Source organism: Eximiradius sp. (assembly GCA_937127445.1).
GTDB lineage: Bacteria > Bacteroidota > Ignavibacteria > Kapaibacteriales > UBA2268 > JAKIZO01.
Genome location: CAKZLY010000015.1, coordinates 29,843 through 46,721 on the forward strand (window position 1 = coordinate 29,843; position 16,879 = coordinate 46,721).

General features: G+C 31.6%; 13 protein-coding genes. 12 read left to right on the forward strand and 1 reads right to left on the reverse strand.

Annotation, left to right across the window (positions count from 1 at the left end; translation table 11 throughout):
* The first annotated feature begins 30 nt into the window (after positions 1–30).
* The 5 genes from AC6QZF_RS04305 (at position 31) to AC6QZF_RS04325 (ending at position 9,461) form a co-directional block, all read left to right on the forward strand.
* Positions 31–837 carry a hypothetical protein gene (locus AC6QZF_RS04305; RefSeq protein WP_499798643.1) on the forward strand — a complete coding sequence of 269 codons (807 nt, stop codon included), beginning with the start codon at positions 31–33 and terminating at the stop codon, positions 835–837.
* A gap of 7 nt (positions 838–844) precedes the next feature.
* On the forward strand, positions 845–3,217 hold the full coding sequence (locus tag AC6QZF_RS04310) for a hypothetical protein (RefSeq protein WP_499798644.1): 2,373 nt from the start codon (positions 845–847) through the stop codon (positions 3,215–3,217).
* The gene (locus tag AC6QZF_RS04315; protein WP_499798645.1) at positions 3,214–3,876 is read left to right on the forward strand and encodes a heme exporter protein CcmB; all 663 of its coding nucleotides are present in this window, start codon (positions 3,214–3,216) and stop codon (positions 3,874–3,876) included. The genes AC6QZF_RS04310 and AC6QZF_RS04315 overlap by 4 nt, the downstream gene beginning before the upstream one ends.
* 65 nt (positions 3,877–3,941) lie before the next feature.
* Entirely contained in the window at positions 3,942–7,520 is a 3,579-nt protein-coding gene (locus AC6QZF_RS04320) for a T9SS type A sorting domain-containing protein (protein ID WP_499798646.1), read from the forward strand.
* Between the two features lie 15 nt (positions 7,521–7,535).
* Positions 7,536–9,461, forward strand: coding sequence for an OmpA family protein (locus AC6QZF_RS04325; protein WP_499798647.1), 1,926 nt, complete (start codon positions 7,536–7,538; stop codon positions 9,459–9,461).
* A gap of 86 nt (positions 9,462–9,547) precedes the next feature.
* Here AC6QZF_RS04325 and AC6QZF_RS04330 read toward each other — a convergent pair whose 3' ends face one another.
* The gene (locus AC6QZF_RS04330) at positions 9,548–10,303 is read right to left on the reverse strand and encodes an FKBP-type peptidyl-prolyl cis-trans isomerase (RefSeq protein ID WP_499798648.1); all 756 of its coding nucleotides are present in this window, start codon (positions 10,301–10,303) and stop codon (positions 9,548–9,550) included.
* Positions 10,304–10,442: 139 nt separating this feature from the next.
* On the opposite strand from AC6QZF_RS04330, the gene AC6QZF_RS04335 reads away from it, so the two are divergent.
* From AC6QZF_RS04335 to AC6QZF_RS04365, 7 genes are all read left to right on the forward strand, one after another.
* Positions 10,443–10,997, forward strand: a complete 555-nt coding sequence (locus AC6QZF_RS04335) for an RNA polymerase sigma factor (protein WP_499798649.1) — start codon at positions 10,443–10,445, stop codon at positions 10,995–10,997.
* Position 10,998: 1 nt separating this feature from the next.
* Positions 10,999–11,640 carry a hypothetical protein gene (locus AC6QZF_RS04340; protein WP_499798650.1) on the forward strand — a complete coding sequence of 214 codons (642 nt, stop codon included), beginning with the start codon at positions 10,999–11,001 and terminating at the stop codon, positions 11,638–11,640.
* A gap of 1 nt (position 11,641) precedes the next feature.
* Complete coding sequence (locus AC6QZF_RS04345) at positions 11,642–12,157, forward strand: hypothetical protein (protein WP_499798651.1); 516 nt, start codon at positions 11,642–11,644, stop codon at positions 12,155–12,157.
* 96 nt (positions 12,158–12,253) lie between these two features.
* A complete protein-coding gene (locus AC6QZF_RS04350) occupies positions 12,254–13,429 on the forward strand; it encodes a glycosyltransferase (RefSeq protein ID WP_499798652.1) in 1,176 nt (391 codons plus the stop codon).
* 17 nt (positions 13,430–13,446) lie between these two features.
* On the forward strand, positions 13,447–14,568 hold the full coding sequence (locus AC6QZF_RS04355; RefSeq protein WP_499798653.1) for a hybrid sensor histidine kinase/response regulator: 1,122 nt from the start codon (positions 13,447–13,449) through the stop codon (positions 14,566–14,568).
* A 111-nt stretch (positions 14,569–14,679) separates the two neighbouring features.
* Positions 14,680–15,984: a chloride channel protein gene (locus tag AC6QZF_RS04360; protein WP_499798654.1), complete on the forward strand. Its 1,305-nt coding sequence runs from the start codon at positions 14,680–14,682 to the stop codon at positions 15,982–15,984.
* A 61-nt stretch (positions 15,985–16,045) separates the two neighbouring features.
* The gene (locus tag AC6QZF_RS04365) at positions 16,046–16,879 is read left to right on the forward strand and encodes a M48 family metallopeptidase (protein ID WP_499798655.1); all 834 of its coding nucleotides are present in this window, start codon (positions 16,046–16,048) and stop codon (positions 16,877–16,879) included.

A 16,879-nucleotide genomic window follows, 5' to 3' on the forward strand; every position in this document is an offset into this window, starting at 1 on the left:
TTAAATTTTTGTAATATTTGAATGCGTAAAATGAAAAATAGAATAGTGTTCCTTTTTGTATTTTTGATTGGAAGCCAGATTTTATTTGCAAAGAATAGTATTATAATTAAAGATACCATAATTCCTATTGGTAATACATATGAAATACCTGTTTTCGGCGATTATAATGTTAATCTGTCAGGAAATATTAAATTAAGCATTATTTTTAATGCTCTGAATTTAGAAATAAGCGATGTAAAAGAAGCAGAAGGTCAGGGTTTCAAAGAGATTGCAACCGAATTTATACGGCATAAATGGGATAGCGTCGAATTGGTTGTTGCAAGCAATAATTATGCTCCAAGTTATAACGGAATATTATTTTACCTAACAGTGCAAACGCTTGTAGGCCCTGATAGTTTGACACTAATTCGTCCCGTTTCGCTAAGAATAGACAACGCAGAAGTTGATTGTGAATTCAAAAGTGCAGCAATAACAACAAAATCGCCAATTGTAGAACAAAAGTACATTGAAAGTATTTCGCTGGTTTATCCTAACCCATTTGATTACGAAGCAACTGTGAATTTCATAATTGAAGAAAAAACAAATGTAGAAATACACATTTTTAATACTGCGGGAATGAAAGTATTTGAATTTAACAATAATTCTGATGAAATAAGATATTCGATTTTTAATGAAAAAGATGAGCAAATCGAGAATTCTCATAACCTGATACTTGACAAAGGTAGATATAAAATTGTTTTTTCGCCACACAAAAATAGATTTTCAAGTGGATTATATTATTTAGTTCTCAAAACAAAGAAAGGAACATACAAAACTAATTTTATTTACAACAAATAATAATAAAATGATAAAAAAAACATTATACATACTTGTTTTGTTTATTTCAATTAATATTTTGGCTCAAGAAAAACAAGATACAGCCTATAATCCTTCGATTGTAAAAAATCCAGAAGGACGTGAATTCTGGCTTTGCTTTTTAAAAAACTTCAAAGATGATGACCGGAAACTATCTAAATCGAATGAATTGCAATTAGAATTCTTCATTACAAGCGATAAAGATGCTAACGTTGTAATTGAGATTAGAAGCATTGGTTACAGAAATAGTTTATTTGTACAAGCAGGAACAATTAAAAATGTTAAGATAGATGTACAAGCACAAGTGCGAAGCTTTGATAATATAGAAGAAAAGCAAGGAATACACATAACCTCAGACTATCCAATAACAGTGTATGGTTTAAATCGAAGATATCAGACAACCGACACATATTTAGGGCTACCAGTTGAGGTATTGGGAACAGAATACAGAATTATGTCATATTACGTAACAGATGACTTGCTTTCAATTGCGGCAGTTGTTGCTACCGAAGATAATACTATTGTTGAGATCACACCATCGGTTGATACATATTCCGGGAAAAAACGCGGAGAAACATTTCGGGTAACACTTAATCGAGGTGATGTATATCAAGTAGGTGGAACAAAAGTATCCAAGAGCGATTTGACTGGAACTTACATACGAGCAAACAAAAGAATTGCCGTTTTTGGAGGACATCAATGTTCGTATGTACCAAATGTCGTTCCAGAGATAATTGCTTGCAATCATTTAGCTGAGCAGCTGCCACCTATTCATTCGTGGGGGAAGCATTTTTATATAGGGAAATTTAAATTTCGAACCAAATATACATATAGAGTATTAGCACATTATCCTGATACTAAAATTTTTGAAAACACTAATTTGGTTGCAATTTTAAAAACAGGTCAATTTTTCGAGCAAACAACTGACAAGGACATACAAATTACAGCCGACAAACCAGTACTTGTTGCGCAATACTCGCAAGGTTTTAAAAATGGGGATTCTATTGGGGACCCGATGATGCTTCTGATTAGTCCAACTCAACAATTTTTAAGAAAATACCGATTTGCTACGCCTGTTAGCGGGGACTGGGAACATCTTGTAAATATTGTCGTCCCAACGGAAGCAATAAATACAATACAGCTTGATGGTAAAGCAATAGATACTAATGAATTTAGACCATTCGGGCTAAGTCGATATTCCATTGCATCTTTGTCTATTTCGTATGGAAGTCATATTATTGAGGGGGCCTTACCATTTGGAATGTATTCATATGGTTTTGGAAAAGGATTTGATGCATTTGACGCTTATGGTACGATGGGCGGACAGTCTTTCATAGAGTATTCGGTTACGCGTGATATAAACCCACCAACAGCAGATGAAAAAATAATTAACGGGAAGTATATGGTACTGCTAAGAGATGACCGTCCCGACGATACTGGAATTAAAGACTTAAAAATTATGGATAATAATAATATTCAATTCAAAGAGCCAACAATAGTAGAAGCAACACCACAATTAAATTTAGAAATTTCGCCGCTATCTGCTGTTGAGGAAGGTAGAATTTCGTTTAGAATAAGAGACATAGCTTTAAATGAAGCATTTTATACAGTTTGCTATGTTTATGATGATTATGAAGGGCATTATAAGTTCTTTTTAAACAGTGGATTAGATGTTAAGTGTGCAATTGATTTAGGCTATAGTGTTGGGTTATTCATAAAGCCATCGTTAGTAACAAATCAAGTTGATTTTTCAAATACGGGAAATGTTTCTTCTAATGGAAAATTCAAGAATTCATCTTCAAGTTCGCTGGGGTATGGCTTATTTGTATCGAAAACACTTAACCCAAAATGGCAAATCGCAACACAATTTTCTTTTGAGAAATATGCAGGCACAATCTCGTCACCTGACACAAACATTGCGTTTGTTCGCGATATTAACACAGGTGAATTAAAACGTTTCAGGGAACAGACAAATTTAGAACTAACAGGTAGTTACCTTCAACTTATTGTTTCTGCTAATTATTCTTTTTGGGACTATTTTTACTCCAAATTTGGGTTAAGTTTCGATATTAATTCTTCATCAACAATTTCTTACACAAGAGAAATTCTAGAACCTATTGATTTTGTTTATTCAAACAACAAAAGAAAAATTAAGCCTAACAATGCTCCAAATGAGATTAATTCAATGAGTTCTGTTGCTCTTGGGATTAATGTTGGTGCAGGAATTAGTTACGGGATTTATAAGAGATTTTATGCGTTCGGTGAATTATCCATTAATCAGCATATTACTAATATAATAGATTACGGCAGTTGGAAAATGAATATGATTTCGCTAATTATGGGGATTAAGTACAAACTATGAAAGAAATAATAGGAATTATCAATAAAGAAATTGTTAGTGAATTTAGAACGAAATCATCGCTTGCTACAGTTGGTTTATTTATTGTAACGACTATCACAATCATAGGAATAGGCATTGGGAACGAACCAATAAATGGCCAAATTGCTGGTGGTTTGCTATGGGTTGTTATGTTTTTTTCGTCGATGGTAGGGCTTTCAAAAATATTCATTCTGGAAGAGGAACGCGGCACATCAATGTTCTTATTAATTCAAGCAAATTCTGGTTACATATATTTCGGGAAATTAGTTTATAATACCTTATTAAGTTTAACCATCTATTTTATCACCATACTGTTATTTTTATTTTTTCTCAATCAGGTCAGCATTAATTCGTGGAATGTGTTTATATTAACAATGCTGCTATCATCAATTGGGTTGGCGGCTGCTACCACAATTATTTCGGCATTAATATCAAAAGCTGGGAGCAAGAACGCCCTCTTCCCTGTTCTTGCGTTCCCTGTTTTGCTTCCACTTATTTTTATTGGAATAAGTTTAACGATTGACTCAATAGAAGGCATTAGTTTAGCAAAAGCCTCGAACAACCTCAATATGCTTGTTGCTTATAGTGGTCTCAATATTATTCTATCATATTATTTATTTGATTATATATGGCGAGAATAATTTGTAACTATAATTACAAATTGGTTGTTATATAAATGTCACAAAATTTACAATTGGAATAATATATGATAAAATTAAATTTTGTTTTAATTTTAATAATAATAAATATTTGTCAAGTATTTTCAGCAATTACAATTAAATATTCAAATTTAGACCTTTCGAAAGCACCGGCTGGATATATTGAAGTTGAAGTTTTTCAAGACAATGTCCCAATTGATAATTTAACAGTAGATGATGTGTTAATAATCGAACTAACTCGCACAAAAAAACCTGACAAAGTAGAAAAAATTTCAGGAACAAAATTTGCTATCAGCTGGCGTACCCCGTTAGAAACATATCCAACTTATATAAAACCAACAAATCCCGATGATGTACCATTGATTGGTTTATCACTAATCATTTCACACGATGGAGAAATCGGTAAATTAAGCATTCCTTATGAAAATCCGGGTTTACCGATATTAGTAATTAAAGAAGCTCATAGTGGCATTCAGCAGAAAGAGCTTTCTTTTGAGAAAACGAACAAAAACCAGATATACGTAATTGCATTTACTAATAAGGGATCGATTGATAAAAAATTGAGATTAGACTCAATTACATTTACAAGTCCATATTTTTCATACAATTGGCAAGGCACTTCTTTTGATATGTATTCTCGACCTCCGATGGAATTAGAAAACAGTACACATTATTTAGTTGATATAAATTATCAATCGCCTGGTGACAATAGACCTATAAGAGCATTGATGCAACTCCATTACAATAATGGGATGATAAAAAGTCTTCCGCTTTTAGCAGGGAATCTTGAAGTAAAACAAACTACAATGTTGCAATTGCTTAAACCAAATGGTGGAGAAAAACTTACTCCTTGCGAAACATACGAAATTAAATGGAAAGGGCATTCGAAAGACCAGCCTGTCATTGTTGAGTATTCTATTGATAATGGACGCAGTTGGCTGCAAATTGCCAAGGTAATGGACTCAGTTTATAAATGGATTGTCCCAAATGTTGAAACTTCATCTGCATTGGTGCGAGTTCGCCAGGAATTTACAAAAGCAAATGAGGTTGTGCTAAAAGAAGATTGGTCTAACATTACCAAAATTGCTTTCAACTCTAATGGTGCAAAAGCAATTGGTGTAAACACTCAGGGGAATATTTACGAATTTGATATTTACAACCAACCGAATGCACCTTTGAACAAGTATTTCGCGAGTTTATCGACCAATAATTTGATAAACATAAATGTCGATTATATTAATAATGATAATGAAATTACCTATTTTTTCAGGGAAAATTATTTTTCTTTACCCAAAGCAGCATACTACAAGGTGGGGGTTTCGCCTTCATATAAAACTATACCTTCCCCAATTGACCTTAACAAAGTATATACTGACCCAAAACGCAGATTTTTCATTACAAAAAATACTTTTGAACCTAAATTTTATGTGCTGGACATTAATAATTTGTCAATCTTGAATTCTGTAATAACAAAGATGCCTGTAAGTAGTATTAGTTTCAATAAATCCGGCGATACTTTGGCGACAATTGAGATTGATGGAAGAATTAGTTTGTATAGAATAGTTGATGCAAATAACATTGTTAAAATAAAAAACTTTTTTGTTGAATATACAGCAATACCTGTTAACATTAAATTTTCACCTAACGGACAATTCCTTGCAATTTCAGTAATGCAGGAAGATAATGTAGGGACCGACACATATTTGTATGATTTAGAGAAACAAATGATTGTGAGAACTTTCCGACCTGCTGTAAATGAGCCCGTTGAGGTAGATTTTAGCCCATCAACAAATGCTATTGTAATAGGTTCGCCGAATTTAGACCAAATTGTTATATATGATTTAACAGGTTCGGGAACAAAGTCAGTTCTTGCAGGCCATTTCAATTCAATGAATGATATGAGATTAGACCCAGAAGGGTTTGCAATCTTATCTTCGTCGAATGGTGAAGGAAATTTCAAGCATCGTTCTTTTTCTTATCCTGAATTAGATGTTTCGGACAATAATTTTAGTATTGTTGCTGCAAATTTAACTATCATTCAACCCCAGATACAGCCAATAATCATTGGAACCGACAACTTTTATACTTTTACTGCTGAAATTTGCAATAATAGTGACGTCCCAGTATATATTTATGATGTATCTACTCAAAATGAAACCCACGTTAAAATTTTGAATTCAATATTGAGTGACACTTTATATCCAAATAATTGCTTTGAATTGCAGATAAATATAGCCCCTCAGGACACAGGGAAAATTGAAGATCAAGTTATTTTTCACTCTTGCTACAAGGATTTTATTTTCCCAATTTCTTTCCAAAGTTTGGATAGAAAGCTTACTTTAATTAATCCTAATGGTAATATTTTCGAAGAAACTTGCTTAAGAACAAGTAAATTGACTAAATTCCCAATATTCAGGAACGACGATACTATTGATGTGCTCATAAATAGAATAAAAATCGAAGATGGATATGGTAACATTTTCAAAATAGAAGATTTCACTTACGATACAATTATTAAACCCGGCGAAACATTATACTTAAACATTTCGTTTTCACCAGAAGAATTGAAGGAATATTCCTGCAATCTATTTATTTATCATTCTAATCAAAACAACGTTGTGAAGCGGGTTTTACTTAAAGGCAAAGGTATTGGAACATTTTTAACTGTAAGTCACGAGAAATTGATGTTCATCAATGAAATTAATAACCGCAAATTAATTGTTAAGAACATTAGCCAACAGAGAACAACACTTACAGAGGTGCATTTTGAGCCCGATGGTTATTATTTTTTAAACACTCCATTACCAATAGTAATTGAAAAAAATCAATCTGTTGAGTTGGATATTGTACGAAAAAATACTTCAATTGAACCTGTTCAAATCTATTTTACAGCAATTCCCTGTCTTGCATCAAATGCTATTATACTGGATAACTACGTTGGCACCTCACAATTAAAAATTGGAAAAGTCGAAGCAGACCCGCGAAAGAACGCTAAAATTGAAATATCATTTGTAAATACTGAAAATTATCCATATCAAGGTGAAAGATTTTTCGAAGGCGAAATTAGCATTAATCAAAGGGCGTTCTATCCTCTAAGTATATTTTCGAAATACGGAAATGCAAAGATTTCATCCAATCAAGTAGTCGATAATAAAAGGCTCATTAAATTTAGAATAGAAGGTGACTTCGGTGTAAACGGAACTCTATGTGAGATAACAGGTGTTTCCGGACTTACAGATGAGGTCATTTCCCCGATAGAATGGAAAAACTCTATATTCTGGGGGACATCCGTTCAAACTAATGTGTTGGATGGTGAACTTAGACTAACAAATATCTGCGAAAATCGGCTTATAAATTCAAAATCTACTTTTATAAATAGTATTAGCCCAATTCCAGCAAAAGACATTATTAATTTATCTATTAATAATGAGGCACCAACAACAGCATATATTGAAATAACTGATATATTTGGAAACGTTATAATGAAAACTGAAGCAATATATCTTTCTTCTGGTTCAGGTATATTGCTCCCAATAAACGTTTCATATATGAGCAATGGAATGTATAAGTTGGCTTTGCACACCCAAAAAGAAACTATTATCGAAAAAATTATAATACTAAGATAGAGTAAAAGGTGAAAAGTGAGAAAGATCACGATATTACTTTTTTTATTATTGAGCAGTAATTCACTATTCGGGATACAAGACACAAATTATAGGAATATTTTTCTATATAGTTCATTGGCAATTCAAGGCAACTTTTATAATTCGAATTTCCGAAGCTTGCCAGCATACCCAAGTTGTTGCACCAATTATGATTTTGCCAACGGAATGGGATATTTTCTTGGGCTTGGAATGGGATATAATCAGGATAAAAATATACTAAACAGTGAAATTTCATATTTATTTGGTGCTAAGCTATCTGATTTATCTGCCAAATATTCAATAGATGAATTTATCGGATATTATATTGATAAGGATATTTATCAAAAAATTATCTCTAACTATACGCTTGATGTTGATTTAATGACAATTGGAATTTTTTCTCAAATAAGTATTAAACCACCATTGAACTTACCGCTTTTTATCTCTTTTGGTCTTAATCTCGATTTCCCAATTTCAAATGAATTATACAAAGTTGAAAAATTAAAGAAGCCTGACAATATTACTTTTTCTGACACAAAATCAAGAATAAGAGGAGAACAATCGGGTAAAATAAATGATTTGTCCGCTGTTTTATATTCAATTTCGTTTGGCGTTGCGTATTATACTTTCAATTTTAAGAATTTCACACTTCAACCAAAGTTTGAATTGAATTATGGGCTAAATAATGTTGTTAGAAATGTCGATTGGAAAATTGTTAGTTCCAAGCTTGGGATGGATATTAATTTTAATATTCCTAAAATTAAGGAAGAACCTAAAATTCAGCCAATAAATCCACCTATGCCTGAACCCGAAATTCCAGCTAATCCAAATTTAGAATATAATTTAACTGCAAAATACTCAAATATTGAGCTGGAAGATAGTTCCAATATAGACATACCGATTTTCAGCAACCTTGAAGCAGAGATTTCAGTACTGCCATCTATTATTTTTTTCCAGAAAAACAGCAATCAATTGAATAATGTTATTAAGCCGATAAATCCGATTGCTAAATCTATTAATTTGGATACTGCTTTCATTAAGTTCATCAAAAATAGTGAAGTCGCTACATTAGTTACAATAAATAGATTAGAAAGTGAAAATCCAATAATTTATCAAAAACGCAAAGATAAGATAATAGAAATTGTCAAAAATTTTGCTCCGAACAATTTAGCAAACTTTGAATTTCAAGAAAACGTTATAAAAAAAGACAGCATTAATAAAAAAACCGAGGATGAATATATATGTGCAAAATTTGAGTATAAAGATTTTAATATTAAGAGATTTAATTACTACAAAGAAACAAGAAATACTTATTATTCAAAAAACCGAAATGTTGTTTTTTTCAATGCCCAAATACCTTTTGAGTATGAGAATTATCAAATTGAGATATTCATCAATGATAGTCTTGTTTTCGAAAATAATAATATTGATACAAGATTTAATATAATCGATGATTATTTCCTCTACCGAGGATTTGTAAATACTCCGATGAACGTCAAAACGAAAGTTAAATTAAAAAATGGAATAGAATTAACAAATGATAAAACATATATAATAAATCCAAAACTATCGCAAATTAATTTGATTATCAATCCAAACGATGGTAAAGAATATACAATATTAGGATTATTCGATTTCGATAGTAGTGAGTTTGCACTTTTTGACAACAGAGTACGAGAAAAAGTGCTTGACGACCTATATTATCGAGGGAAAAAACTCACAATAATTCCGTTTACTGATAATATTGGAAGTAAAGATTATAATTATAAATTGGCTGAGAAAAGGGCTTTGGCAGCTATTAAATTATTACAATTGCGCGACGAAGACTATAAAATTGAATATCCCGCACAATATTTATACGATAACCGAACACCATTGGGACGGATATTAAATAGAAGCGTAATAATCAGAATTGAGAAGTAATAAAATAGTAAATTCGATAGAAATTAAAAAGGATGCTTGCTGAAATAAATGGCAAACATCCTTTTATTTGCGAACAATCAACTATTTCATTTCGTTTTCATTTCGTTAGGATTATTTTTTGCGATTTCAACCAGTTCCATTTCGAAAATCAAGGTAGCATAAGGCGGGATAACCATTCCATAACCTTCTTCTCCGTAAGCAAGTTTTGAAGGGACGACAACTTCCCAGCGAGAACCAACAGGCATCATAGGAATAACAATTTTCCACCCTTCAATAAGATTCTTAATAGGAAGATAAACAGGATTATTTTTCGCTGAGCTATCAAAAACAGTTCCATCTGGAAATTTTGCAATAAGTTTCATCATTACAGCATCGTTAATTGATGGCTTAGGCCCATTCCCAGGTTTTATAACTCTATATTGAATACCTGAAGGTAATGAAATAACCCCGCTTTTCTTTTTATTTTCCTCTAAAAATTTAATTTCTTCTGCTTTGTTTTTTTCAGCATTTTTACGGAAATTTTCTAATTCTTTTTGTTGCCTCTTTTCCTGAGTTTGACGAACACGCTCCATAAGTTTCATATTCAATTCTTGACGCTCAGACTTCTTAATTTTAGCCTTCGACTCGGAAGTGTCATCAGAAAAGCCATCACGTAATCCTTGCAAATAAGCTTCTTCAACAAAAGGGAAACTATCATTCCGGAAAGCAGCTCCCAAATCATATCCAACAGAATAGCTTATTTTTTCATTTTCTGATTTAAGATTAACGCTTTGCTGTTCATTAGTTTTTTTTGAGCAAGCAACAACTACAAAAAGTAGTAATACCAAACGTAAATATTTCATAGTTTTTCCAAAAATTAATAAAAAATATAAGCAAAATAATAATAATTTCGCATTCAATTATTTGAAAATATTTTTTTAAGAATTAAACCTTTTGTATTTTTTAAAGTCTAATTTAGTAAAAATATAAGATGTTAGTGAGTTGATAGATAGTGAAGACAAAAATATAATAGATGATTATTTATCAAATAGTAGTAATAATGCAGCCAAAAGGCTTATTCGAAAATATGAAAAATTTGTTTTTGCTATTGCTTTGAGATATGTGGGTTCATATGACGATGCTGAGGATTTAACACAAGAAGTATTTATCAAAGCACTGAACAATTTGAAAAAGTTTAAGCAGGACAGTTCTCTAAAAACGTGGTTATATAGAATAACGGTAAACACTTGCTTAACATTTATGAGGAAGAAAAAAATTACGAGTTTTTTCAAACTTGACGATAATAGTGATGTAATTAAAAAACAAAAAGATTTTAGTCCAGAACAATATTATATTGCTAACGAATTAGAACGAAAGTTTTTATCTGAATTAACAAAATTACCAGAAAAACAACGAGAAACATTTGCATTGAGATACTTTGACAATTTAAGCTACGAAGAAATATCACAATTACTTGGAACAAGCGTTGGCGGACTAAAAGCGAACTATTTTCAGGCAATAAAAAAATTATCAGAAAAACTTAAAAGTGAGATATAAAATGGGAAATCAAGAACAAATAAAAAAGAAACTACTCGAACTCCTTCCTGATTACGTTTTTCGGAGGCTTGGTGAAAGCGAAAGAGAATTCTTCGAAATGCATTACACAGAGTTTGAAGATATACAAAAGGAAGTGAAAGAAGCTCAGCTTTTCTTCGAGAAATTGGAACAGATGGACTTCGACAGGGTATTTCAATCTCATACTGTCAATACATCAGTAAAAGTATTGAACAAAATGGAGAGAAAAGTACGACCACAAAGTTCACTAAGATTGGTTCCTAAATTGGCACTTCCATTGATTGCTCTAATTGTAATATTTATTGCTATACAATTAGATTTACATAACAGAGGAAGATATATTAAGATTGACCAGGCTCAGATTGCAAGGCTTAGTGAACCGGTAGTTATTGATAGCTCGATTATAGATGAAGTAAATTCGCAAGATTTAGTTAAATTTATAGAATATGGAACATCAGAGAAAGAAGAAGAAATAAACGATGAAGAAATTGAAGAAATTAACAATTCTTTAGCAGAATTTATTAGTAATGATGTTGGAGTAAATTATTTAGATGAGTTTAATATTTATAACTATTTTGAATACATTGATGAAGATATTTTTCAAGAAATAATTGAGGGAAAATAAAATGAAACAAGCATTATTTTATTATCTTATCCCGCTGATATTATTATTTTCAATCATAGAAACCAAAGGACAACCTTTTCAGGGAGAAAAAGCATTTCAACGTTTTTCAACAATGAAAAAATTGAAAATGATAGAGATTTTAGCTCTTGATGAGGCGAAATCTGATAAGTTTCTGGCAAAATATACTTCGTACGACAACAAGATTTTTACTATACATAATCAAATTGACAAAGCAACTCGTGAACTGATGGAGCTTATGAAACAGGAACGCGTTAAATTAAATGATTTGAAGAATAAGAATGCCGAAATTATTAATCTTCACTCTGAATTATCGAAAACTATGGGCGAACGATACAAAGAATTTCAGAACTTACTTAGCGACGAAGAGCTTGCAAAGTTAATACTATTCGAAAGAAACTTTAACAATGAAGTTAGAAAGAAAATAATGGGAAGAGGACATAATAGAAATGCTCCTGACGAACCACAAGACCGACCAAGAAGAAAATATCAAAGATGATAATAAAAGGAGGCAATTTAATGCTTCCTTTTTTTTTTCATTTAGTTAATAAAAAATACTAATTTTGCATACAGTGCAATTACAAATATTCTGATAATGAAGCTTCTTTACTTAATGTACCGATTCCCTTTTCCGCTTGACAAAGGCGATAAATTAAGAGCGTTCAATTTTATTAGAGAGTTATCCAAATATTACGAAATAGATTTATTATCAATTGTTGATGAGAAGGTTGATGATCTATCCAAAGAAATTGTTAAAAAATATGTCAAGAAAATTTATGAAATAAAGTTTTCCAGATTAAAGATAATAAAGAATTTATTTTTGAATTTATTTAACGGCAAACCTTTCCAAAATGCTTTTGTATATGATAAATCGATAAAGAAGCAAGTAGAAAATATTATTGAAAATGGGGGATATGATTATGCAATTTGCTTAATGATTAGACCGGCTGATTACTTAAAAGGAATAAGAATAAGAAAAATGCTTGATTATCAGGACGCTCTGTCCATAGGATTTGAAAGACGAAGCAAGAAAAGCAATTTTTGGGGACGATTTTTTTATCAGACAGAAGCGAATAGATTGAGAAAATACGAACAGAAAATATTTGATGAATATGACGATAAAATTATCATTACAGCAGAAGATAGGCAATACATCAATCGAGACGATAAAGAAAAAATTGTAGTCGTTCCAAATGGGATAGATTTGGCTTTTTTCTTACCAAAGAATAATGTAGAAAAAAAAATAGATTTACTATTTGTTGGCAATATGCAATATGAACCAAATGTATTATGTGTAAAGTATATTGTTCAAAAGATATTACCAATAATACAAAAATCAAAGTCAGATGTTACTTTGATGATAGCTGGTGCCGACCCTAAGAATGAAGTGCTGGAATTGCAAAGAGAAAATGTTATAATTACAGGAAGATTAAATGACATAAGAGAAGCGTATTCGCAAGGGAAAGTATTTCTTGCCCCAATGCAAACTGGAACGGGTTTGCAGAATAAGCTTTTAGAAGCAATGGCAATGCGACTGCCTGTAGTATCCTCTGAATTGTGTAATAAAGCTATCAATGCAAAGGAAAATATTGAAATATTAATTGGTAGGAAGCCAGAAGAATATGCTCAGCACTGCATAAATCTATTGAATAACAGTTTGCTTAGAGATACAATCTCTGAAAATGCCCTCAATTTTGTAAAGACAAATTATTCGTGGGGGAAAAACGTCAGTATATTAAAAGACTTAATTGATAAATTTGCTAACACTTGATATATTTGGAAGTCGAAATGAAAGAGAAAGGTAAGATATTATTGATTGACGACCAAGAGCCGTTCTATAAGCTTATTAAGCGATATTTTACTCATACAGAATACACGATTGATTACCTATCAGAACCAGACAATCTTGATGATATTCTCGCGGTGAACAATTATGATTTGCTAATTTTAGATGTTCTTTTGCCAAATATTTCCGGATACGATATTTGTAAGAACGTACGTCAAAAGTATGATATGTTCGAATTGCCAATATTATTTTTGTCTGCAAATGATAATAGTGAAAACATTGCATTTGGCTTTGTTTGCGGTGGGAATGATTATGTAGCTAAGCCGTTTGAACCAAGTGAGTTAATTGCAAGGGTTCAAACACTTGTTCGATTGAAAAAATTATATAAGGCAAATAGATTGTTAAATCAAGAATTAGAGGAAAGAAATAGATTTTTACAGATGAATATACACGACTTAAAGTCACCGTTAATGACTATTATGGTGCTTGCAGGTCTTGTTCAAAAAGATTTTGATGCTAATCACGAAAATTATTCAAACCTTGATATAATAGTTAAAACGTCTGAACAAATGCTGAAAATTGTTAATGAAATACTTGAATTTAACAAGTTGGAAAATAATGAAGTCAATTTAAAATTTGAAGTTGTTAATTTTGATGAAATACTTGCACAAGTATTAGATGTACAAAAGCCTTTGGCAGAAAACAAAAGACAAAGCATAATAGTTAAAAAAGAAGTTTCGGAACAGTTGAAGCTGAAGGTTGACAGCGAAAAAATAGTTCGTGCAGTTAACAATATAATTGGCAATGCGATAAAATACAGCCCTTATGAAAAGCCAATTGAAACAATAGTAAGCAAAAGCAAAGGAGAAAATGGCAATTTTCTTCGTTTAGAAATATGTGATAGCGGCCCTGGATTTAAAGAAGATGAAATAGACAAGGTATTTACTTCATTTGGAAGATTTTCTGCGCAACCAACAGGTGGTGAAACTTCCACAGGATTAGGATTGATGATAGCCAAGCAGCTAATTGAGCTAAATCACGGGAAAATTTGGGTGGATAGGGATTACAATAACGGGAGTAAGTTCGTAATTGAGCTACCACTGGTTGAAAATAACAACATTTAAATTAATTGAACAATTCATATCGAGAGCAGCTCGATATAAGAATAATGATTACTTTGAATTAATTGTCAGTAGATTAATTGGAATTATCATTGTTTCGTTTACCACGAAACAATGATATTTTTTCTCACACTGTTTCAAATATTAACAGATAGTCAAAATTATATTTCAAACACTGGCACTATTTTACTTCCAATTATAGCATTTTTAGGTGGATTAATTATAGGAATATTAAGAAAGACAGTATTTAAAAATGTAACGCAAGAAGGGATAGAAAGTGTTGTTCAGTCATTGGTCTATAAGGATGGGAAAATATCTTGGAGCAACTCTATTAAATCAATTTTACTATCAGCGATTTCGATTGCAAGTGGAGGTGGAGCCGGAAAAGAGGGACCAACAATAGTTTTAGGAGCATCGGCTGGTTCGTCAATATCTCAAATATTAAATTTTGACAAGCAAAAAATGCAAATATATTGCGGGAGTGGAGCTGCAGCAGCAATTAGTGCAATATTTAATGCTCCATTGGGTGGAATAATTTTTGCAATGGAAGCAATTATTGGAGATATCAAATTAAAATCGTTTGCTTCCTTAGTAGTAGCTTCGATTTCAGCAACGGCAACTACAAGAATTTTTGTCGGGAATAATCCTTTACTTATCACGCCACAGGTGGCTGATGTACCGGTAATAGATATGTTTCTCCTGGCAATTGCTGGTATAACAAGTGGATTTATTGCAATATACTATCTAAAAATATATTATTGGACAACTATCTTAGTCAAAGATACTTTTAAAAAAGTGCCACAAGTATTGAAACCTGCAATTGGCGGGTTATTAGTAGGCATTTTGGCTGCGCTATTACCTACATTACTTGAATCAACATATCAACCAATTAATAATGCAATCAGAGGAAACGGGCAGGGACTTATTAAATTATCTATTTTCGAGTATTTATTGCCATTAACAAATAATAACCTTCACATCATTATTATTTTAATGGTGTCTTTGTTGACTTTATTATTAAAACCAATATCAAATGCGATAACAATTGCAAGCGGTTCAGTTGGAGGGACTTTCGCTCCATCAATAAAAGCAGGAGCGATGTATGGATTTGTGTTGGGATTAATATCGAGTTTCTTTATTAAAGATATAAATATTGGATTATATGCAATCGTATGTGCAGGAGCTGTTCTTTCGGGTGTTTTTCAAGCACCTCTAACAGGTGGAATTATTTTATTTGAGATAAGTCGTAACTATAATATTATATTACCTTTGATACTTTCCAGTGTTTTATCTTCTTTTATCATACAAAAATTTAAGATAAGAACTTTTAACGCTTTGCAACAAGAAATTGTAGATGATGAAAATAGACTTCATCCAATGTTGAAAATTTTTGACGAAAATATTCGTAAAAAAGATTAATTATTTTTATATTAGTATAGTTGTATTTTTAGAGATATAATAATGTCTAATTGGGAATATTATGAAAACCATAAGAGCATTTATTAATCAAGTAGTTATCTTTATACTAATTGTATCATCCTTTACGCTAACTGGTTGCGACGAATCAACAAGTCCAAGCAATTTCAATCTTTTTTCAACTTCGGATGAAGTTGCATTAGGACAACAGATTGATGCTGAAATAGTTGCGAATACTAATGAGTATCCGATATTAAATAACACACAAGCAACTGCTTATTTACAGAATATTGTTAATACAATACTCAACTCGCCCGAAATAAAATATAAAAACACTTTTAATTATCAAGTGAAAATTATCAATACAAACACAATTAATGCGTTTGCTGTTCCTGGTGGATATGTGTATGTATATAAAGGATTAATAAAATTTCTTGATAATGAAGCAACAATGGCAGCCGTATTAGCTCACGAGATTGCACACATAGAGAGAAGGCATTCAACTAAGCGACTAACCAAGCAATATGGAATAACAATTCTTATGAGTTTAGTTCTTGGAAGTAACCCAAGTGTTTTGGAGGAAATAGCTGCTAATTTATTAACAGGTATTGCACTTTTGAAAAACAGCCGAGACGATGAATATGAAGCTGATGAATATTCTTTCAAATATTTGCTGTCGACAAATTGGTATCCAGGCGGAACAAAGTTATTTTTTGAAAAAATTGGAGCAAATCAGCAAGGAGGAAAGCTTGAAGAATTACTTTCAACTCATCCTTTGCCACAAGAACGAATTAAAAAAGTAGATAATTTATTAAGTAAACATAGTATTGGTCAGCCAACAGAAAGCAATTTGTTTACTCAAAGATATTTAAATTTTAAGAATAGCATTCAGGATTAA